We start from the raw sequence: 19488 nt of genomic DNA, 5'->3' as shown, positions 1-19488 counted from the left end.
CGTATAAGTTCAACTTAATTAATCTGAAGCAGTATAAGTAAAACTTATGTTCGACTATGCCGCGCTGGATGCGCTCGCCACCGTGATCGAGACCGGAAGCTTCGAGGCCGCAAGCGCGCGGCTCGGCGTGTCGCAATCGGCCGTCTCGCAACGCGTCCGCCAGTTGGAGGAACGCATGGGCGCGGTTCTGGTGATCCGCGCCACGCCCTGCCGCGCGACCGAGGACGGGGCGCGGCTGATCGCCCATCTGCGCGAAGTGGCGCTTCTAGAGACCGAGCTTGCGCCCTCCGAGATCCCGCCGGTTCTGCGCATCGCGGTGAATGCGGACAGTCTCGCGACTTGGGTCCTGCCCGCGCTGGCCGAGGTGGAGGGCGTGCGTTTCGATCTGGTGATCGACGATCAGGACCATTCGGCGGGGCTGCTGCGCCGCGGTGAGGTCGCGGGCGCGATCACCGCCGATGAGGGGCCGATTGCGGGCTGCGACAGCGTGAGCCTCGGGCGGCTGCGCTATATCGCGACGGCGAGCCCGGACTTCGTCGCGCGCTATTTCCCGAACCGGATCGACCGGCACTCCTTGCGCGCGGCCCCTGCCCTGCAGTTCAACGCCAAGGATCGGCTGCAGGACCGCTGGGCCTCGATGATCGCGGGCATGCCGATGGGGCTGCGCGCGCATCGTATCGGCTCGACCGAAGGCTTCGTGGAGGCCTGTCTGCGCGGCATGGGCTGGGGGCTAAACCCCGAGGTTCTGGTCCGCGCGCATCTGGAAAGCGGCGCGCTGGAACGGCTGGGCCCCGCGCCGATCGACGTGCCGCTCTACTGGCAAAGCGCAAGGCGGCTGAAAGCCCCGCTCGCGCCGCTGACCAAAGCGCTGCGGCAGGCGGCGAAAGCGGTGTTGTTGTAAGGGGCCGGTAACAGGGCTGATCCGGCAGTCTGAGCGCACGCGTTGCCCGCGGCCTGCGCGGCGCACATAGTGACGCATGTCCCGTAGGCCCGTCAGGAGGAGAGACGCCCATGGAGCTACCCGATTTCATTCAGGCCTTACCCGCCCTCGACCTGCCGTTTCCCGAAGATCAGGTGCGCAGCCACGCGATCCGCTCGGAGGCAGGGCTGGTGGTGTTCCTGCACTTCCTCACCGATTTCGACCTGCCGCCCCATGCGCATAAGGCCCAGTGGGGCACGGTGATCGAAGGCGAGGCGGAGTTGACCATCGCAGGCGAGACCCGGGTCTATCGCCCCGGTGACAGCTACGACATCCCCGCCGGCGCGGAACATTCGGCACGGCTCAAGGCGGGGACGAAGGTGATCGACGCCTTCGAGGAGGCCGATCGCTATCCGCTGAAGCCCTGAGGAAAGGCGCTCAGACCCGGATCACCGAGACGCTCTGGTTGATCAGCATCGCGGGGGCCTGCGATTCCATGAAGGCCACGTCATAGGCATCGCGCCCCACCGCGACCAGCGCCATGTTCTCGGCCCCGCACATGCCGGTCGCATCGACCATATGCCACGCGCCATCGAGCCAGACCTCGGCCACGGCGTGGAAATCCTGCGGCCACACATCCGGCCCGTAGGAGGACGCCATCCGCGCCGGAATCTGCGCCGCGCGCACCATCGCGCAGAATAGATGCGCGTAGTCGCGACAGACCCCTGCCCGGCCCGCGAAGGTCTCGAGCACGTTGGTGTCGCTATCCGACGCGCCGGGCACGTAAGACAGGTTCTTCTCGATCCAGTCTCGGATTGCCGCGACTTTCGCCCCGCCCTGCAGATCGCCGAAGCGCTTGCTCACGAAGGACACGAACTTGTCCGACTGCACATAGCGCGAGGGTCGGATATAGGGCGCGGCCTCGGCGGGCAGCTCGTGGAGCTGTGCCGCCCGCATCTGCGTCAGGTCGATCGCCGGACGCGTGATATCGATCAGCGCCTGATAATGCAGCGTCATCTGCGTGCCGACCTGCGCCCAGATCCGCTCGCCCACGCCGCAATCGCCCGCGATCCGGCCCACGCTCGCATCCCCTAGATTCATCGACGCGTTGACGATCTCCTGCCCCGGAGCCTGCGCCGCTTCGAGCACCAGCGCGACCGTATTCGGCTGCGGGAACTGGTATTGCATCTGCACGTCGACGGAAATGCGCATGGCGGCTCCTTCTCTCGGGATTCAGGTGGTGTCACTGGGATGGAGCGCGCCGCGTAACAGAGACACGTCGGTGGGGAAAGGGGGGCGCAGAGGGTTTGGTTCCCTATCGCACGCCGGAAAGCCGAACCCGCCGGACCGGGCTGGTCGTGCGCCTCGAGACCGTCCATGATACAGGTGCGAAAACGCCCCGGGACTGAAAGGTGAGTAATGGCACCCAACGATAGCTACAGACCGGCTTGCCTGCTCGTCTTCTCCACCCAGAGGACCGGCAGTTCGCTGCTTTGCGACTATCTGCAACGCGCGGGTTTGGGAAAAGCGGGCGAATTTTTCCTGCTTTTGATGCGCAGCAAACCCCGCAATGAGATCACGCCTGCGGATTTCTTCGCCGCGGCTGAAATGGGGCGTGGCGAAAACGGGACCTCGGCGATCAACGTGATGTCGAACCAGCTTGCTCCGATCGCGGAAGCCTTTTTCGGCAAACCGGCCTATGAGGCTTTGGAGCCGGTGGCGGCTCACGCACAGTTCATCGACGCCTATGCAAAAATCTTCGGATCGAGCGCCTATCTGCGCATCTCTCGCAGCGACCGCGTCGCGCAGGCGGTCTCGCGTCTCGTGCATCGAAAGAGCGGCGTTGCCCATGTGAAAGCCGGAGAGGCGCAACGCACGCCGAACCACAAATCCGGCAGCGGCGATCCGGTCGACGAGATCACCGGGGCGGACCTTGCCCACGAAATCTTTCGGATCGATCAGGACGAAGCCCATCTCGATGCGGTTCTCGCGCAACTCGACCAGCCCGTTTGCGACCTCACCTATGAAGACCTGACCGAAGACCCGGAGCGGCAGTTTCAGGCCATCTGGCAGTTTTTCGGTTGGGGTGATTTCGACATGACCCTGCGCACGGACCACACGAAGGTGACCAAGACCGCGGATCTCACCGTTCTGCGGACGAAACTTGCCGCCTATCTGGGGGCCGATCCGGAGAGCAGCGATGCGGACCTGCTCGCGCTGTGCCGGGCCCGCAATGCGCAGGAAGGTCACGGCCCCCGCAGCGCGAAACGAACTGGCGGCCTGAGCAGGCTCCTGCGACGCGGCGCACGCTCGCGTGCATGAAAAAAGGCGCCACGAGGGCGCCTTCTCAAGCTCTGGAAGCAAACGCAGGCTTACGCGTCGATCTTGACGAGTTCCACGTCGAAGGTCAGCGCCTTGCCGGCGAGCGGGTGGTTCGCGTCGAGGACGAGTTCTTTCTCGTTCGCCTCGGCGACGGTCACGTTCACGGTCTGACCGTCCTGGGTCTGAACCTGAAGCTGGGTGCCCGGCTCGGTCGGGATGTCGTCGGGGATGTTCGCGCGATCGACCGACTGCATGCGCTCGGGGTGATGCTCGCCATAGGCCTCTGCGGGCTCGACGCGCACGGTGCGCTTTTCGCCCTCTTCCATGCCGGTCACGCCCTTGTCGAGGCCGGGGATGATCTGGCCGGAGCCGAGCGTGAAGGACAGCGGGTCGCGGCCTTCCGAGCTATCGAAGACGGAGCCGTCGTCCAGCTTGCCGGTGTAATGAAGATGCAGGGTGTCGCCAGCCTTTGCTTGGGTCATGGTGATATCCTTTCGCGGGGAGATGAATTTGCCGAGGCCACGGGGTTACGCGGGTGCTCGGAGCGTCACGCGACAAACTGGGGGTTCTGACCCGGAATGTAAACCGGGGGGCCGGAATTCGGGCGGTTTGAGGCCGTTCGAGACGCAAAAAGCGCCCCGGAGGGCGCTTTTATCAATTTTCGGTGCATATCGCCTTACAGCTGGGCTGCGACCTCTTCGGGCACGTCGAAATTGGCGGTGACGGATTGCACGTCGTCATCGTCTTCGAGCGTGTCGATCAGCTTCATCAGCTTCTGCGCGGTCTCCAGATCGACCTCGGTGCGGTTCTGGGGCTTCCAGATCAGCTTGGCTTCCTCGGCCTCGCCCAGTTCCTTCTCGAGCGCGTCGGAGACATCCGAGAGGTCTTCCATCGCGCAGTAGATCCAGTGGCCTTCATCGTCGCTCTCGACGTCTTCGGCACCCGCCTCAATGGCGGCCATCAGCACGGTCTCGGCATCGCCCACGGAGGCGGGATAGATGATCTCGCCCATTCGGTCGAACATGAAGGACACCGAGCCGGTGGTGCCCAGATTGCCGCCGTTCTTCGTGAAAGTGGAGCGCACGTTCGACGCGGTGCGGTTGAGGTTGTCGGTCATCGCCTCGACGATCACCGCGATGCCCTCGGGGCCGTAGCCCTCGTAGCGGATCTCGGTGTAGTCATCGCCGTCGCCCGCTTGCGATTTCTTGATCGCGCGGTCGATCACGTCTTTCGGCATCGACTGGGACTTGGCCGCTTTCACGGCGAGGCGCAGGCGCGGGTTCTTCTCGGGATCGGGGTCGCCCATCTTGGCGGCGACCGTGATCTCCTTCGAGAGCTTGGAAAACATCTTCGAGCGCGCCGCATCCTGCTTGCCCTTGCGGTGCTGGATGTTGGCCCATTTTGAGTGGCCTGCCATGGGTATCTCCGTTCGGAATAGTCGCGAAATCGACCCCGTATAGTGCGCAACGGGGGGATGATTCAAGATAGATGGGTGGCGGGCGGTGCCGGGCGCCCGCCATTGCCGATCAATGCGGCAGCTTGAGGACCCCGTCGGGCTGGCTGCGCGAGGGGATCGGCTCGGGAGTCTTGAAGCTCCAGCGGCGGCCTTGCGCGTCCTTCAGCGTGACCTCGGCATAGGGCTGGAAGATATTGCCGACCCCGACGCCGCCGAGATAGCTCGGCTCGAACCGGGTCACCTGATAGCGCATCGGATGCGGGCACCCGGCCAGATCGCCGGTATACTGGCCCGAGATATTGGCGCGGCAGACCGTGCCGTCGATGAAGGAGACACGCATCACCGTGCCCTGAAAGGTCACCCGGTCGGGCCAGGAGGGCGCGCGGGTGCCCTGCCCCGGCACACAGGCGGCGAGCGCGAGCGGTGCGAGAAGCGACAGGGCGGCGAGACGGGCGGCAAAGCGCATGTGGGAACCTCCTCAGAAGGGCCAGATCAGCGGGATCAGCAGGCAGGCGGTCAACCCGGTCACGATATCCATCGGGATGCCGACGCGCAGGAAATCGGTGAACTTATAGCCACCGGGGCCATAGATCATCATGTGAGTCTGATACCCGATCGGGGTCGCGAAGGCCACCGAGGCCGAGAACATCACCGCCACCGCGAAGGGCCGCGGATCGAGTCCGAGGGCAGCAGCCAGCGAGATCGCGATCGGGGTGTAGATCACCGCCACCGCGTTGTTCGACAGCAATTCGGTCATGACGAGACCGAGGAAATAGACCACGATCAGCGCGAGTTGCGGCGGCAGCATCTTCAGGAAGGGCGCCACGCCCGAGACGATCAGCTGGACCGCGCCGGAATGCTCCAGCCCCGCGCCGACCACGAGCATCGCAAAGATCAGCGCAAGCAGGCGGCCCTCGATGAAGGTGAAGGCCTCGTCGGTGTCGATGCAGCGGGTCACGAGGATGCCCGCCACCGCCACCATCGCCAGCGCAAGGATCGGGGCCACACCAAGGGCTGCGAAGATTACCACCGCGCCGAGCGCGCCCATGGCAAGCGGCAGATGCGAGCGGCGATAGGCGCGCGCCTGCGGTTTCGAGACGTCCACGAGGTCCATATCGGCGGCCAGACGCGCGATATCCTCGGGCGCGCCTTCGAGCAAAAGCGTATCGCCCACCACCACGATCAGATCGTCGAGCTGGCGACCGATATTCTGGTTCCGGCGGTGCGCGGCGAGCGTGTAGACACCATAGCGGCGGCGCAGGCGCATATCGCCCAGACGCTGCCCGATCATCCGGCAACCGGGCGAGATCAGTACCTCCACCGTCTCGGTCTGCACCGAGGACAGCTTGTCGACCATGCGCAGGTCGCGGTTCTTCTGCATCCCCAGAAGCTCTTCCATCTCGGAGCGCAGAACCACGCGGTCGCCCGCCATCAGCTCGACCGAGGCGAGATCGCGGCGCAGCGACGCATCGCCGCGCAGCACGTCGATCACCCGCACGCCCTCGCGCTTGAACGTATCGGTCTCCAACACCGACTCGCCGATCAGCCCGCTTTCCTCCGGGATCGCGACCTCGGTGAAATATTTCATCTTCGGACGGTCGCCGAGCATGAAGGAGAGCGATTGCCGCTCAGGGATCAGTTTCGGCGCGAAGATCGCGAGGAAGGTCCCGCCGACGAGACAGATCGCGAAGCCCAGAGGCGCGATCTCGAAGATCGTGAAGGGCTCCATCCCCCGCCCCCGCACGACGCCATCGACGAGAATGTTGGTCGAGGTACCGATCAGGGTGATCATGCCGCCCATCACCGTGACATAGCTCAGCGGCATCAAGAGCCGCGACGGCGAGAGGTTCAGCTTGCGCGCGACCTGAATGAAGACCGGGATCATCACTGCGACGACCGGCGTGTTGTTCATCACGGCGCTTGCGAACATCGTGACCCCGAACATCAGGAGCACGGTCAGCTTCGGGTTCTGGTCGATCCGCGATTCCGCATAGCGCGTCATCGCGTCGAGCGCGCCGGTGCGCACCAGGGCGCCGACGATCAGGAACATGAAGGCGATGGTCCAGGGCGCCGGATTCGACAGAATCGCGGCCGCGTTCTCGTAGGGCACGAATCCGAAGATCAGCATCAGGGCCGCGCCCGCCATGGCGGTGACCTCTGGCGGCCATGTCTCGCGGACGAACATGACGAACATCCACCCCACGACGAGAAGGGCCGCGACGGCGGTCTCGGTGCCGGTGAAGGGCAGTTGGATCATGTCAGGCTCTCGCGTAAGCGCATCGGCCCGATACTATCGACACGTGTTGCACGAGCAAGCGCGCTCTGCCCGCGGCAGAGGAAATTTCCACGTAACGGCATGAGGTTCGGGCAACTCGGGACGCGAACGACGCTCAGATTGGCACCGATTGTGCGAGCCTGCCGCCGGTGCGCACCGCTTCGCAGCGGGTCGCGCGCCCGGTCTTGTCGTCGGTCTCGACATAAAAACCGCAGAGCGTCACCGGACCGCGGGCGGGCGAGAAGCGTTCCTTCGACATGCCGGTCACGAAACGGCGCATCGGTTCGGCCTTCGCCATGCCGATGACGGAATCGTAATCGCCGCACATGCCCGCATCGCTGAGGTAAGCCGTGCCCTTCTCGAGAATCTGCGCATCGCCGGTGGGCACATGTGTATGGGTGCCCACGACGACACTTGCACGCCCGTCGCACCAATGGCCCATCGCCATCTTCTCCGACGTCGCCTCGCAATGCACATCCACCAGCGCCGCCTGCACCGCCCCGCCCAGCGGGTAGCGTTTCAGTTCCGCCTCGATGGCCGAGAAGGGATCGTCGAAGGCGCGCTTCATGAACACATTGCCCAGCACCTGCGCCACCAGCACCTTGCGCCCGCGCCGGTCCTGAAACACCCGCGCGCCCTTGCCCGGCGCTTCCTTGGCGTAGTTCACGGGGCGGATGATGCGCGGCTCGCTCTCGATGAAGCGCAGCATGTCCTTCTGATCGAAGGCGTGATCGCCCAGCGTCACCACATCCGCGCCCGCATCCAGCAGAAGCTTCGCGTGATCGCCGGTCAGCCCCATGCCGCCCGAGGCGTTCTCGCCATTAACCACGACGAAATCGAGGCGCCACTCCTCGCGAAGTTTCGGCAGGGTTTCGGTGATCGCGGCGCGGCCCGCGCGGCCCATCACATCGCCAAGAAAGAGTATCTTCATGGCCCGATTAGATAGAACGCGGCGCTGGGGAGAGCAATGGGCGGCGCGCACCGCTTGCATGATGATGATGACGATTTCTCATCCACGCGCGTCGGTTGCGGGCTTTGCTCTGCCCGGCTTGGGCCCTAGAACGGGGGCAAGGAAAACGGGAGCGCGATATGGCCGACGACGTGCAGGTGATCTTTACCCCCTCTGGAAAGCGGGGGCGCGTGGCGCGTGGCACGAGGGTGCTCGCGGCGGCGCGCAAGCTGGGGGTCGATCTCGATTCCGTCTGCGGCGGGCGCGGCGTGTGCTCGAAATGCCAATGCACGCCCTCCTTCGGGGATTACCCGAAACTCGGCCTGCATGTGGAGCCGGACGCGGTCAGCCCGCTCAACGCGGTCGAGGAACGCTATGACCGGATTCGCGGGCTGAAACCGGGGCGGCGTCTGGGCTGTCAGGCCGAGATCCTCGACGACGTCGTGATCGACGTGCCGCCCGAAAGTCAGGTCCACAAACAGGTCGTGCGCAAGGCAGCCTCCGAGCGCGTGATGGAGATGGATCCGGCGACGCGGCCCGTCTATGTCGAAGTCGCCGAGCCGGATATGCACCGCCCCGAGGGCGACCTGCAGCAGCTCTCACAGGCGCTGGAAAAGCAATGGCAGATCAAGGGCGTGCGCGCCGATCTTGATGTGCTTCGGATGCTGCAGCCCGCGCTGCGCAAGGCCGATTGGAAAGTTACGGTCGCGATCCACGATGCGGGCGACGGGCCGCGCGTGACCGGCATCTTCCCCGGCGTGCGCGAGGTGCCGCTATATGGGCTGGCGATCGACCTCGGCTCGACCACCATCGCGGGGCATCTGGTCGCGCTCGATGACGGGCGGGTGCTGGCGAGCGCCGGCGTGATGAATCCGCAGATCCGTTTCGGCGAAGACCTGATGAGCCGGGTCTCCTACGTGATGATGAACCCCGGCGGCGATCAGGAAATGACCAATGCCGTGCGTGACGCGATGGGCGATCTGGCGCGGCAGCTGGCGGGCGAGGCGAAGGTCGAGACGGGCGAGATCGTCGAGGCCGTCGTCGTCTGCAACCCGGTGATGCACCACCTGCTGCTGGGGATCGATCCGGTGGAGTTGGGTCAGGCGCCCTTCGCACTGGCGACCTCGGAGAGCCTTGAATTCGCGGCGCGCGAGATCGGCATCGAGGCCAGCGCTGGCGCGCGCGCCTATATCCTGCCGCTCATCGCGGGCCATGTCGGCGCGGATGCGGCGGCGGTGGCGCTGTCGGAGGCTCCGCAGAAGCGCGACGACCTGTCGCTGATCGTCGATGTCGGCACCAATGCCGAGATACTTCTCGGGAATAAACAACGGGTTCTGGCCTGTTCTTCACCCACCGGCCCCGCCTTCGAGGGCGCGCAGATCTCCAGCGGCCAGCGCGCCGCGCCGGGGGCGATTGAGCGGATCGAGATCGACCCCGAGACCAAGGAACCGCGCTTCAAGATCATCGGAAACGACCACTGGTCGACCGATCCCGAATTTGGCACGCCCCGGATCACCGGCATCTGCGGCTCGGGGATCATCGAGGCTGTGGCCGAGATGCGGATGGCCGGTATCGTGGACACGTCAGGGCTGATCGGCTCGGCCGAGCAGGTCGGCACGCCGCGCTGCGAGCCGAACGGGCGCACCCATGAATACGTGATCTATGACGGCGGCGAGGAAGGCCCGCGCATCACCGTCACCCAAGGCGACATCCGCGCGATCCAGCTGGCGAAATCCGCGCTCTATGCGGGCGCGCGCCTCTTGATGGACGAGATGGGGGTGGACACGGTCGACCGCGTGGTGCTCGCGGGCGCGTTCGGCGCGCATATCTCTCCCAAGCACGCGATGGTGCTGGGGATGATCCCGGATGCGCCGCTGGGTCACGTCACCTCGGCGGGCAACGCGGCAGGCACCGGGGCGCATATGGCACTGTGCTCGGTGAAGGCGCGGCGCGAGATCGAGGCGCAGGTGCATCAGATCACCAAGGTCGAGACCGCGATCGAGCCGCGCTTCCAGGAGCATTTCGTGGCCGCGAACGCGCTGCCGCACGCCACCGCCCCCTTCCCCGAGCTGCGCAAGATCGCACCGCTTCCGGAGGTCAGCTTCAACACCGGCGGGTCCGGCGAGGATGGCGGGCGCAGGCGTCGCCGGCGCGGCTGAGGCAGGCCTTCAGGCCTCGCCTCGGGGCGCTGCGAGACCTCCGATTTCAGGCCGGATCAGGCTGCACACGATTTCGTGATGAGACATAAGTGATCGGCGCGCCCCCAGCGCGCCGTAACCCTTGTGCTTTGGCGGGGACAACCGTCGTTTAACAGGGAGGAAAATCCTTATGTCTATGAAATTCCGTGCATTCGCCGCATCGCTCACCGCAGCTGCAACGCTGGGCCTCGCCCTGCCCGCGCTGGCAAACCCGATGGTCGGTGGCGCGAAAATGTATGAGAGCAAGCCGATCGCGGCGAACGCTTCGGCCGCTCCGAACCTCACCACGCTGGTCGCCGCGGTGAAAGCGGCGGGCCTCGTCGACACGCTGGCAGGCCCCGGCCCGTTCACCGTCTTCGCACCGACCAACGCGGCCTTCGACAAGCTGCCCGCGGGCACCGTCGAGACGCTGGTGAAGCCCGAGAACAAGGAAATGCTGACGCATATCCTGACCTGCCACGTCGCCAAGGGCGTGATCACCGCCGAGAACATCATGGCGACCGTTCAGAAGGGCAACGGCATGGCCACGATCAAGACGCTCGGCGGCTGTGATCTGACCGCAATGGTCAAGGACGGCATGGTGATGCTGAAGGACCCGAAAGGCGATGTCGCGACGGTTCAGACCGCCGACGTGAAGCAGAAGAATGGCATGGTCCACGTGATCGACACCGTGCTTCAGCCGAAGATGTAAATCGACCCCGCGCCTCGTCTCCCTAATTTCCGCGCGGCGCCTGGCGTCCGGTGAGGTCCTCCTCGCCGGGCGCTTTTTTGTGAGCGGGCCCGAGGACGGGCGCGATCCCTCTTGACCGTGGCTTTCGGCTGGAATACCTCTGCGCTCGCACCATGCGGGTATGATGTAATGGTAGCCTGTCAGCTTCCCAAGCTGAACGCGCGGGTTCGATTCCCGCTACCCGCTCCAAGCTCCCTCGAAATCGTAAGAGACTGATTTCTGGTGATAATCACACCAGAGACTGAGCATGCCGCCATTTCACTGCGAAACGGGGGAACGGACAGTACGCGGGAGAATGGAGGATCAGCGGCAAGCCGAGTTCGGCATCTCCCTGCTCCCGTCGCCAAGACACTTGGGGACATTTCGCCGAGTCGCCGTCACTCAGAGATCGGGCATTCCCTTCACGCGGCCAAACCGCTTCTGCGCGGCGATCCGGAACGGGGCGTTCGCCGCCCCGAACCCCTCGTAGCCGCCCCGCCTTTCGAGGATTTCGAAGAACATGCCCCCTGCGAAGGGCCGCGAGTAAAGCTGAAGAAAGGCGCCATGCGCATCCTCGTCATAGAGAATGTTGGCCGAACGCAACCGCTCCAGAAATTCCGGCGACAGGTCGAAGCGCGCTTCGAGATCGGCATAGTAGTTGGCCGGCATCGGCAGCGGATCGAAGCCCAGATCGGCCAGCGCGGCGGCGGTCTGCAGCATGTCTTCGGTTCTCAGGGCCACATGCTGCACAGACGCGCCGAAGCCATGCGTCAGGAAATCGCCCGCGAGGGTGCGATGCGTCTCGGCTCCGTTGAGCGTAACCTGCAGGCCCTTTCCATCCGGGCGCGCGCGCGATGCGATGGCTTGGCTGCGAACGAGCCCGTCCGGGTCGATCACGTCGACCATCGGGGCTTTCTGCATGTCGAACAGCGTCGTGTAGAAAAGCGCCCAGCTGAGCATCTCGTCATATTCCATCGTCTGCGCCACATGATCGATGGAGGTCAGGCCAGCGTCTCGGTTCGACATGTCTTCTGCAGGCTCGAACTCGACGTCCCAGACTTCGCTGAGACCGCTCGAGGCATCCACGAAATGCAGCACCGAGCCCCCAAGCCCACGGATCGCGGGGATGTCCAGCTCGCCAGGTCCGACCGGCTGCGAGAAGGTATCGGCGCCGAGCGCTCGCGCACGCGTGACCGTCGAGGCCGCCTCCGCGACTTTGAGGCCGATGTCGCAAACATTGGTGCCGCGCGCGGTCCAAGTCGAGGCAGCAAAGCCCGTGGTCTCGGAATTGATGAGAATGCGGATATCGCCCTGACGCCAGACTTCCAGCATCTTGTTGCGATGCCGCCCCGACATGCGGAAGCCGAGGGTCGTGAGCAACGTCTTCAGCGCCTCCGCCTCCGTGCCCTGCGCCGCGAACTCGATGAACTCGACCCCGTCCACGGCGACGCGCGCAGGAATTTCGTCGATCTTGTCTTCCAGACCGGGCTCGGTGCGGCGAACGTCATCCATCAGCGCCACGAGCGAGCGGTAGCCGTCGCGTGCGATGGTTCGCGTCGGTCCGCCGCGGAACTGGTCGTTGAAAATCTCGAGGCTCGCCGGTCCGTCATAGCCGGTGGCCATCACGGCGCGCATGAAGCCGGTGACGTCCAGATCGCCTTCGCCCGGCATGTTGCGGAAGTGGCGCGACCAGTAGAGCAAGTCCATGTCGATCGCCGGAGCATCGGCAAGCTGGACGTAGAAAATCTTGTCTCCCGGGATCCGCCGTATCGTATTCGGGTCGATCTTGCGGGCGAGCGTATGGAAGCTGTCGAGGATCAGCCCGACATTGGGATGATCGGCCCGGCGCACCACTTCCCACGCATCGCGGTGGTCCCAGACATGGCGCCCCCAAGCGAGCGCCTCGAACCCGACGCGAATGTCGTAGCCTGCGGCAAGCTCGCCCAAGGCGGCGAAATCATCTGCCATCCGATCGATCCCGCCAAGCGCCTCGGCATGAACCGAGGAACAGACCAGCATGTCGCGGGTGCCGAGTTCGCGCATGAGCTCGAATTTGTGCTCGGCGCGTCTCAAAGCGCGGTGGCGTAATGGCTCCGGCAGACCCTCGAAGTCGCGGAAGGGTTGGAAGAGGAAGATCTCCAGCCCGTGATCGCGGACCATCTGGCCGACTTCGCGCGGCCCGCCGTCATGGGCGATGAAATCCTGCTCGAAAATCTCGATCCCGTCGAAGCCCGCAGCAGAGATCGCCTCCAGCTTTTCCTGCAACGTCCCCGAGATCGAGACAGTGGCGATGGCGGTTTTCATGGGAGGCCTCCTTTCAGGATGTGGCCGGGTCGGTTTTCGCGAGATCGCTGCGCAAGCGGGCGACGTCGAGCGGCAGACCCGTGAAGAGCTTCCACGCATCGACGCCCTGCCAGATGAACAGCTCGTAACCCGAGATGACCTGCAGGCCCGCCGCCTGTGCTGTGGTGAGGAACTCGGTCTCGACCGGTGTGTAGACGGCGTCGAAGGCCCATGCGCCGGTGATTGCGGATGCCTCAAGTGGCGAGCCCGGATGGCCGGTCATGCCGACCGGGGTCGCGTTGATGAGACCTTCGGCGCCTTCGGACATTTCGGCGGCGTCTCGCCCCACGGTGACGCGAAGTCCCGGTCTCGCCGCTTCCAGTTCCGACGCGAGAACCTCGGCCTTCTTGATGTCGTGGTCCGCGAGGCGGATTTCTGAGGCGTCGAGCGCAACCAGCGCGAAGGCGATGGCCCGCCCGACGCCACCGGTGCCGATAAGCAGGGTGGCTCCGGGCGGAGTGCTCCCCCGCGCGGCGCGGTAGGCGGAGATGAAGCCGGAGTGATCGGTGTTGTGGCCCTCAGGTCCGCCGGGTTCGAAGAGGACGGTATTCACCGCGCCCAGCCGTCGGACCATCGGGTCGGAGATCCGAACCAGCGCCGCCACCTTCTCCTTGTAGGGATAGGTGATGTTGAGCCCCCGATAGCCCTGTGCGGCGCAGTCGGCGAGGATCGTCGCGTGATCCGTACCAAGCTCGCGCGGGACAAGCCGGTCATAGGTCACCTTCCGTCCGTTCTGCAGCCCTGCCAGCCGGTGCAGGCGCGGGGCCTGCGAGACGGCGATATTGTCGCCGATCAGACCCAGCCGGATGACCGCGTCGTCCGACGCGACCTCGGAAGGGCTTACCGGGGCAGGCATCACTTGGCGCCTTTCACGAGCTGGGCGATCCGGGTGATCGCGAAGCCGTAGCCCGCGATGCCGAAGCCTTCGATCTTCGCCGTCGCCGCTTTCGAGACGTAGGAAGGGTGGCGGAATTCATCGCGCCGGAACAGGGCCGAGACGTGAACCTCGAAGATAGGCCCGTCGAAGATCAGCAGGGAATCGAGGATCGCGATGGAGGTAGAGGTGAAGCCCGCCGGATTGATCAGGATGGCGCAGGCGTTGGTGCGGGCCCATTGGATCCAGTCGACGATTTCGCCCTCGTGGTTGGATTGGCGGAAGTCGATTTCCACCCCCGCCGCAGCGGCCGCATCGCGGCTCAACCGCTCTGCATCCTCAAGCGTGTCGTGCCCGTAGATCTCGGGCTGACGCGTGCCGAGCAGGTTCAGGTTGGGGCCATTGATGACCAGGATCGGAAGGTCTTTCTGGGCCATGTGAGGTCTCCTGATTTGCGGCCTGTCAGCCGCCGTAACCGTAAAGCCGGGGCAGCCACAGCACGGTGCCCGGCACGAAAGTGATGATCGCGAGTCCGACGATCATGATGATGAGGAAGGGAACGAGATGCCGGATCGTCTGGCCGATCGGGGATTTGGTGATCCCGCTGACCACGAAGAGCAGCAACCCGTAGGGCGGCGTTGCGAGCCCGATCATCGTGTTGACCACGACGACCACCCCGAAATGCACCGGGTCCACGCCGAGCGAGACCGCGGTCGGCAGCAGGATCGGCACGATCACGAGGAGGATCGCATTTGCTTCCAGCAGGCATCCGAGCACCAGCAGGAGCACGTTGACCAGAAGCAGGAAGGTGACGCGGTCGAGCTGCATGTCACCCAATGCGCCGCGGATCTCGTTCGGGATCTGCTCGACGGTGACCACGTAGTTGAAAGCCAGCGCCCCTGCGATCAGGATACCCACGCTCGCCGTGGATCGCGCGGATTGGCACACGGTCTCATAGGCCGCGCGCAGGCTGACGGAGCGGTAGAGGAAGGTCGAGATCAGGAAGGCATAGAGCGCGGCGAGCGCGGCCGCCTCGGTGGGCGTGGTGATGCCGCCATAGATGCCAACCAGAAGTATCACCGGCATCAGCAATGCGGGCACGGCGCGCAGCGTGATGCGGGGCATCTCGCGCACCGGCACAGGCACTTCCACCGGGAAGTCGTGACGGCGTGCCTGAATGGCGTTCATTACCATCAGCAGAAGCGCGAGGATCAGACCGGGCCCCACGCCGCCGAGAAAGAGGTATCCGATCGAGGTGTCGGAGACGAGCGCATAGAGCACCATCGGGATCGAGGGCGGAATGATCGGGCCGATAATCGCGGCAGCGGCGGTGATGGCCCCGGCATAGGCGGGCGGATATTTCCCGTCCTTGGTCATCAGCTGGATGATGATCTTGCCGATCCCCACCGCGTCGGCGATGGCCGAGCCCGACATGCCCGAGAAAATCAGCGAGGACACGACGTTGACATGGCCCAGCCCGCCCCGGAAGCGCCCCACCAGTGCGCGGCAGAAATCCAGCAGCCGGTCGGAGAGCGAGCCGATATTCATCAGGTCCGCCGCGAAGATGAACAGCGGGATCGCCAGCAGGACGTAGGAACCGTAGAGCCCGCGCAGGACCTGCTCGGCGGCGATGCTCATGTCTTGTTGTTCGAGCAGAAGATAGAGGATCGAGGCCCCCAGCATGGCATGCCCGATCGGCAGGCCGACGATGGCGGTGGCGACAATGGCCGCCACGGCGAGGGTGAATTCCCAGCTCATTCGGAGAAATCCTTGCGCGCGACATGCGTCAGGTCGGGATTGTCATCTTCGGGGCCCTGACCGCGCAGCTCTTTGATCAGGATCCAGCCGTAGCGCAGGATTGTGACCGCCGTGAAAATTGCGAAAACGGAAAAGACGTAGCTGAAGGGGATCTTCATGTAGGCCGTCTTTTCGATCTTCATGAAGGAGATGTAGCTGAGGACATCCGGCAGTGAGGCCGCATAGATACCGACGATGAAGAGCGAGAACAGAATGCGGAACACGCGGCGCACCTTGGGCCGGACCGCGCCGTAGATGATGTCGAAGCGGATCTCGTCTTCTTCGCGCGCCGAGACGGATTGCCCCCACAGCACGACCCAGAGCCACGCTATGACGCAGAGCTCGACCGTCCAGCCGACGGGGTGGTTCAACACATAGCGCATGAAAACCTGAACGATGAAGGCCAGGAACATGGCGGCCAGAAGCAGCGCCGGAACGGCGTCGGCCAGACGGCGCGCTACGTTCCGCCAGCGGCGGCTCGTGTTTTGCATCGGTTTGCCTTTCGAGGGGCGAAGGGCCGACACGGCCCCTCGCCCTCAGTGTATCCGGGGGTCAGGCCTGGATCGCGTTGATCTGTTCGAGCATCCCCTCGGGCCAGCTCTTGGCGAAGTCGCTGGCGAGATACTTCTTCTGGGCGTAGTCCCGGAAGGCGGCGCGGTCGGGTTCGTAGACCTCGAGGCCCTGTTCCTTGAAGAAGTCCACCAGTTCCTGCTCGCGCTTGAGGTGCTCCTCGGTGCTGGCGGCGATTTCCTTGTCCACGGAGTCCTTGAGCAGCTTTTGCTGATCGGCGCTCATATCGTCCCAGACCTTCTTGGAGATACCAAGCACGTCGAAACCGACGAGGTGGCTGGTCAGCGCGATCTGGCTCGTGACCTCGTAGAACTTCATGTTGTAGTCGTTCGGCAGCGGGTTGTCCTGTCCGTCGATCGCCCCGGTCTGGAGCGCGGTGTAGACCTCCGAATAGGCCAGCGGCGTCGGGCTGGCGCCGATCGCCTCGCCAAGGAACTGCCACGCGTCGCCGCCCGGCATGCGCAGGGTCATCCCCTTCAGATCCTCGGGCGTGTTGATCTTCTTCTCGGGCTTCAGGTTGACCTGACGCGCGCCGAAATAGACCGGCGCGAGGACATGGAGCCCAGCCTGCGCTGCGAGGTCGTTCAGCTGCTTGCCCACGTCGCTGTCGAAGACGGCTTTCATATGGGCCGCATCGCGCAGCACATAGGCGGCGGTCAGGATCGACCATTCCGGCACCTGATCGGCCAGCTTCTGCGGCGCCACGAGACCCATTTCCAGCGTCCCGCGCTGGATCGAGGTCAGTTCACCCCCCTGCGGCACGAGCGTCGACTGGTTATAGACCTGCAGGTCGAAATCCTTGGCGACATCCTCGGAAATGCGGGCGAAGGCCTTGGCGCGAATGTCGTTATTCGACACCACCGAAGACAGGCGGAGCCGTTTGCGATCTTGAGCGAATGCAGTGCCTGCCATCAGGGTCGCGGCTGCACCAGCGGCCCCTGTCGCCAGCACGCTGCGGCGAGTCAATTTGGTCATAGTTCCTCCCTTTCGCCGCATCGAAAGCGGCTCATTCAATTCGGCATCTCAAATTTCATATGTCAACTTTAAAAATATCATACATTTTTATTTTTGACGGACAAAATCACGAGCGGGTGTTCTTCTCCACCCGCTGCCCCACTGTCAGACGCCGTCGTGTGAAGGGTTCAGGGAACGCGACCGGTCGCCAGAATGTGGTCGACGCCGCTTTCGACATGGGAGATCAGCAGCTCTACGGCCGCATCCGCATCGCGGGCCAAGGTCAGGTCGCGCAGGCGAATGTGATCTTCCTTCGCCTTCTCGCCGCGGAATTCCAGAATGATCATGTGATAGCGCATGAAGCGATCGAAGATCGAAGAATGCGTGCGCATCAGGTTCGGCCTGTCACAAGCCGCGATCATCGCGAAGTGGAAGTCCCAGTCGTGACGCACCCAGGGTTGCACCGGCCCGTCGCCGCCCGCGATCAGCTCGCGCTCGATCGTTTCCAGTTTGTAATGCGAAGAGACGACGCCCGCTTCCCACTCGATGTCGCCATTCGCGATGGACTGGCGCAGAGCGTGGGTCTCGAGCAGCAGACGCAGGTCGGCCAGATCGCGCAGGTCGGCCTTGCTGATCGGCGCCACCTCGAAGCCGCGTTGTCCTTCAGCGGTGACGAGCCCTTCGTTCGTCAGGCTGCTGAGCAGTTCGCGCAGCGTCGTCACGCTGATATCGTATTTCTTGCGCAGCAGATCGAGCTTCAGCTTCTGCCCCGGTTTGAACCGCCCATGCACGATGTCGCCGCGCAGGCGCCGATGGGTGATGTCACCGACGGTCTCCCCGGGATGTCCACTGATATCGAACTTATGTATCTTCACGTCGCGCGTCGATCTATTGCCATTTCCTTCCGCTTATCGCCTTGCGCGAGGCATCATCCAAGCAATTTATCCGAATTCAGGCATAATCGGCGGAACTTACCACAACCTTTGCATCCGATCGACAACTGACGACTGCGCAGCCTCATGCAAGCTGCCGAAGGGTTTGCGAGCTGAGCAGACACGTCCCTACTGCGCCAGCCCCCGGTAATGCGCTACAAGTTCGCGCGCGTTGTCGGGGTGATGCCTGCGCCGGCCGGCCTCGATCTCCTTCGCCATCTCCACGACCTTGCGGTTCATCGGCGCCGCCTTGCCACGCGCCTCGAGGAAATCGACCACCAGCCCGTTCACCTCGTCGACCTCGGCGCGACGGCCCTTGCGCCAATCCTGCAGCGAGGTCGTCAGCGTGTCGTCCCTTGAGAAGGTGCGAACGACCTCGTCGAAGATCTCGTCGACATAGCGTTCCGGGTGGTTACTCATCACCGGCGGCATCCCGATGATCGGCATGATGGTGGCGCCGTCAGCGAGTGCTGCCTCCATTGCCTCATAACCGGCGCGCCGCATCACTTCGAGAAACTCGGGGTCGCGGACGCTATCGCGCATCGCGGTGTCGATGATCGCCGTGGGGATCAGTTCGGCTGCATTCACCACCAGTTTCATCCATTTCGCCGAGCGGATATCGTCCACCACCTGAACGGTGCCGGAATGGCGCAGAATATCGGCGACGTCGTGGACCCGCGGCTGTTGCTCGGGATCGAGCGCCCCGAGCGCAAACCAGCTTTCGTCCTTGTCGTTCTGGCGGGTCGTGATCCCCGGCTCCCACATGTTCGACGCGATCTGAATAACCGCGCCGATCGTGCGATGCGCGCCGACGATGTCGGCGATCGCCTCGTGGGTCATGCCGTTCTGCAGCCCCACGACGAAGCCGTCTTCTGCCAGAACCGGCTTGATCATCTCCGCCGCCCAGCGGGTGTCGTAGGCCTTCACCACCATGAAGACGAGATCGAAGGGCTCCTTGATTTCGGCGATCTCGCACAGGTGCAACGCCTTGACCGGCGTGTGTAGCTGGCGGGTCGGCATATTGACCGTCAGGCCGTTCGCCCGCATCGCTTCGACATGGGCGGGCCATTGGTCGATGAAGGTGACGTCGAGCCCCGCCAGCGCGAAATCGGCGGCGACCGATGCGCCCTGCGCGCCGGTCCCGATAAAGGCGATCCGAGGGAAAGGAGTTTGCTTCTTCATCTGGCGTA

The 19488-nt window shown here is 64.2% G+C and carries 19 protein-coding genes and 1 tRNA gene; 6 read left to right on the top strand and 14 right to left on the bottom strand.

Annotated elements, in window-relative coordinates:
* The first annotated feature begins 46 nt into the window (after window positions 1-46).
* Both BMI86_RS18780 and BMI86_RS18775 read left to right on the top strand, forming a co-directional pair.
* Complete coding sequence (locus BMI86_RS18780) at window positions 47-901, top strand: LysR family transcriptional regulator ArgP (protein ID WP_078542698.1); 855 nt, start codon at window positions 47-49, stop codon at window positions 899-901.
* A gap of 110 nt (window positions 902-1011) precedes the next feature.
* Window positions 1012-1347: a cupin domain-containing protein gene (locus BMI86_RS18775; RefSeq protein ID WP_078542697.1), complete on the top strand. Its 336-nt coding sequence runs from the start codon at window positions 1012-1014 to the stop codon at window positions 1345-1347.
* A gap of 10 nt (window positions 1348-1357) precedes the next feature.
* Here the strand turns inward: BMI86_RS18775 and BMI86_RS18770 are convergent, their stop codons facing one another.
* Window positions 1358-2131 carry a transglutaminase family protein gene (locus BMI86_RS18770; protein WP_078542696.1) on the bottom strand — a complete coding sequence of 258 codons (774 nt, stop codon included), beginning with the start codon at window positions 2129-2131 and terminating at the stop codon, window positions 1358-1360.
* Between the two features lie 207 nt (window positions 2132-2338).
* Here BMI86_RS18770 and BMI86_RS18765 point away from each other — a divergent pair, with 207 nt between their 5' ends.
* Window positions 2339-3241 carry a Stf0 family sulfotransferase gene (locus tag BMI86_RS18765; protein WP_078522872.1) on the top strand — a complete coding sequence of 301 codons (903 nt, stop codon included), beginning with the start codon at window positions 2339-2341 and terminating at the stop codon, window positions 3239-3241.
* A 50-nt stretch (window positions 3242-3291) separates the two neighbouring features.
* On the opposite strand, the gene BMI86_RS18760 is transcribed toward BMI86_RS18765, so the two are convergent.
* From BMI86_RS18760 to BMI86_RS18740, 5 genes are all read right to left on the bottom strand, one after another.
* Window positions 3292-3723 carry a peptidylprolyl isomerase gene (locus tag BMI86_RS18760; RefSeq protein WP_078522873.1) on the bottom strand — a complete coding sequence of 144 codons (432 nt, stop codon included), beginning with the start codon at window positions 3721-3723 and terminating at the stop codon, window positions 3292-3294.
* 194 nt (window positions 3724-3917) lie between these two features.
* Window positions 3918-4658, bottom strand: a complete 741-nt coding sequence (locus tag BMI86_RS18755; protein ID WP_078542695.1) for a YebC/PmpR family DNA-binding transcriptional regulator — start codon at window positions 4656-4658, stop codon at window positions 3918-3920.
* 109 nt (window positions 4659-4767) lie between these two features.
* Window positions 4768-5163, bottom strand: coding sequence for a hypothetical protein (locus tag BMI86_RS18750; RefSeq protein WP_078542694.1), 396 nt, complete (start codon window positions 5161-5163; stop codon window positions 4768-4770).
* A gap of 12 nt (window positions 5164-5175) precedes the next feature.
* A complete protein-coding gene (locus BMI86_RS18745; protein ID WP_078522876.1) occupies window positions 5176-6954 on the bottom strand; it encodes an SLC13 family permease in 1779 nt (592 codons plus the stop codon).
* A 133-nt stretch (window positions 6955-7087) separates the two neighbouring features.
* Window positions 7088-7903, bottom strand: coding sequence for a TIGR00282 family metallophosphoesterase (locus tag BMI86_RS18740; RefSeq protein ID WP_078542693.1), 816 nt, complete (start codon window positions 7901-7903; stop codon window positions 7088-7090).
* Between the two features lie 158 nt (window positions 7904-8061).
* Here BMI86_RS18740 and BMI86_RS18735 point away from each other — a divergent pair, with 158 nt between their 5' ends.
* The 3 genes from BMI86_RS18735 (at window position 8062) to BMI86_RS18725 (ending at window position 11038) form a co-directional block, all read left to right on the top strand.
* Window positions 8062-10080, top strand: a complete 2019-nt coding sequence (locus tag BMI86_RS18735) for an ASKHA domain-containing protein (protein WP_078542692.1) — start codon at window positions 8062-8064, stop codon at window positions 10078-10080.
* 169 nt (window positions 10081-10249) lie between these two features.
* Window positions 10250-10810: a fasciclin domain-containing protein gene (locus BMI86_RS18730; RefSeq protein WP_078522879.1), complete on the top strand. Its 561-nt coding sequence runs from the start codon at window positions 10250-10252 to the stop codon at window positions 10808-10810.
* A gap of 154 nt (window positions 10811-10964) precedes the next feature.
* A tRNA-Gly gene (locus tag BMI86_RS18725) sits at window positions 10965-11038 on the top strand.
* Between the two features lie 192 nt (window positions 11039-11230).
* On the opposite strand, the gene BMI86_RS18720 is transcribed toward BMI86_RS18725, so the two are convergent.
* The 8 genes from BMI86_RS18720 to BMI86_RS18685 form a co-directional block, all read right to left on the bottom strand.
* Entirely contained in the window at window positions 11231-13132 is a 1902-nt protein-coding gene (locus BMI86_RS18720; RefSeq protein ID WP_078542691.1) for a sugar phosphate isomerase/epimerase and 4-hydroxyphenylpyruvate domain-containing protein, read from the bottom strand.
* A gap of 13 nt (window positions 13133-13145) precedes the next feature.
* Entirely contained in the window at window positions 13146-14027 is an 882-nt protein-coding gene (locus tag BMI86_RS18715) for a shikimate dehydrogenase (protein ID WP_078542690.1), read from the bottom strand.
* On the bottom strand, window positions 14027-14482 hold the full coding sequence (locus BMI86_RS18710; RefSeq protein ID WP_078522945.1) for a type II 3-dehydroquinate dehydratase: 456 nt from the start codon (window positions 14480-14482) through the stop codon (window positions 14027-14029). The genes BMI86_RS18715 and BMI86_RS18710 overlap by 1 nt, the downstream gene beginning before the upstream one ends.
* Before the next feature lie 25 nt (window positions 14483-14507).
* On the bottom strand, window positions 14508-15803 hold the full coding sequence (locus BMI86_RS18705; protein ID WP_078542689.1) for a TRAP transporter large permease: 1296 nt from the start codon (window positions 15801-15803) through the stop codon (window positions 14508-14510).
* Window positions 15800-16333 (bottom strand): TRAP transporter small permease subunit, encoded by a 534-nt coding sequence (locus tag BMI86_RS18700; protein ID WP_078542688.1) that lies wholly within the window; start codon window positions 16331-16333, stop codon window positions 15800-15802. The genes BMI86_RS18705 and BMI86_RS18700 overlap by 4 nt, the downstream gene beginning before the upstream one ends.
* Before the next feature lie 61 nt (window positions 16334-16394).
* Window positions 16395-17387 (bottom strand): TRAP transporter substrate-binding protein DctP, encoded by a 993-nt coding sequence (gene dctP / locus BMI86_RS18695; protein ID WP_078522948.1) that lies wholly within the window; start codon window positions 17385-17387, stop codon window positions 16395-16397.
* A gap of 167 nt (window positions 17388-17554) precedes the next feature.
* Window positions 17555-18241 carry an FCD domain-containing protein gene (locus BMI86_RS18690; protein ID WP_078542687.1) on the bottom strand — a complete coding sequence of 229 codons (687 nt, stop codon included), beginning with the start codon at window positions 18239-18241 and terminating at the stop codon, window positions 17555-17557.
* A 186-nt stretch (window positions 18242-18427) separates the two neighbouring features.
* Complete coding sequence (locus BMI86_RS18685; protein ID WP_078542773.1) at window positions 18428-19480, bottom strand: ketopantoate reductase family protein; 1053 nt, start codon at window positions 19478-19480, stop codon at window positions 18428-18430.
* Window positions 19481-19488 lie beyond the last annotated feature (8 nt).

The sequence above is a fragment of the Thioclava sp. DLFJ5-1 genome (assembly GCF_002020115.1).
GTDB classification, from domain to species: domain Bacteria; phylum Pseudomonadota; class Alphaproteobacteria; order Rhodobacterales; family Rhodobacteraceae; genus Thioclava; species Thioclava sediminum.
This window is presented reverse-complemented; position numbering and strand designations above follow the sequence as displayed.

Excerpts from the sequence above, each read along its gene's own strand:
- BMI86_RS18780 (WP_078542698.1), top strand. The coding sequence starts at position 47 with ATGTTCGACTATGCCGCGCTGGATGCGCTCGCCACCGTGATCGAGACC.
- BMI86_RS18775 (WP_078542697.1), top strand. The coding sequence starts at position 1,012 with ATGGAGCTACCCGATTTCATTCAGGCCTTACCCGCCCTCGACCTGCCG.
- BMI86_RS18770 (WP_078542696.1), bottom strand. The coding sequence starts at position 2,131 with ATGCGCATTTCCGTCGACGTGCAGATGCAATACCAGTTCCCGCAGCCG.
- BMI86_RS18765 (WP_078522872.1), top strand. The coding sequence starts at position 2,339 with ATGGCACCCAACGATAGCTACAGACCGGCTTGCCTGCTCGTCTTCTCC.
- BMI86_RS18760 (WP_078522873.1), bottom strand. The coding sequence starts at position 3,723 with ATGACCCAAGCAAAGGCTGGCGACACCCTGCATCTTCATTACACCGGC.
- BMI86_RS18755 (WP_078542695.1), bottom strand. The coding sequence starts at position 4,658 with ATGGCAGGCCACTCAAAATGGGCCAACATCCAGCACCGCAAGGGCAAG.
- BMI86_RS18750 (WP_078542694.1), bottom strand. The coding sequence starts at position 5,163 with ATGCGCTTTGCCGCCCGTCTCGCCGCCCTGTCGCTTCTCGCACCGCTC.
- BMI86_RS18745 (WP_078522876.1), bottom strand. The coding sequence starts at position 6,954 with ATGATCCAACTGCCCTTCACCGGCACCGAGACCGCCGTCGCGGCCCTT.
- BMI86_RS18740 (WP_078542693.1), bottom strand. The coding sequence starts at position 7,903 with ATGAAGATACTCTTTCTTGGCGATGTGATGGGCCGCGCGGGCCGCGCC.
- BMI86_RS18735 (WP_078542692.1), top strand. The coding sequence starts at position 8,062 with ATGGCCGACGACGTGCAGGTGATCTTTACCCCCTCTGGAAAGCGGGGG.
- BMI86_RS18730 (WP_078522879.1), top strand. The coding sequence starts at position 10,250 with ATGTCTATGAAATTCCGTGCATTCGCCGCATCGCTCACCGCAGCTGCA.
- BMI86_RS18720 (WP_078542691.1), bottom strand. The coding sequence starts at position 13,132 with ATGAAAACCGCCATCGCCACTGTCTCGATCTCGGGGACGTTGCAGGAA.
- BMI86_RS18715 (WP_078542690.1), bottom strand. The coding sequence starts at position 14,027 with ATGCCTGCCCCGGTAAGCCCTTCCGAGGTCGCGTCGGACGACGCGGTC.
- BMI86_RS18710 (WP_078522945.1), bottom strand. The coding sequence starts at position 14,482 with ATGGCCCAGAAAGACCTTCCGATCCTGGTCATCAATGGCCCCAACCTG.
- BMI86_RS18705 (WP_078542689.1), bottom strand. The coding sequence starts at position 15,803 with ATGAGCTGGGAATTCACCCTCGCCGTGGCGGCCATTGTCGCCACCGCC.
- BMI86_RS18700 (WP_078542688.1), bottom strand. The coding sequence starts at position 16,333 with ATGCAAAACACGAGCCGCCGCTGGCGGAACGTAGCGCGCCGTCTGGCC.
- dctP (WP_078522948.1), bottom strand. The coding sequence starts at position 17,387 with ATGACCAAATTGACTCGCCGCAGCGTGCTGGCGACAGGGGCCGCTGGT.
- BMI86_RS18685 (WP_078542773.1), bottom strand. The coding sequence starts at position 19,480 with ATGAAGAAGCAAACTCCTTTCCCTCGGATCGCCTTTATCGGGACCGGC.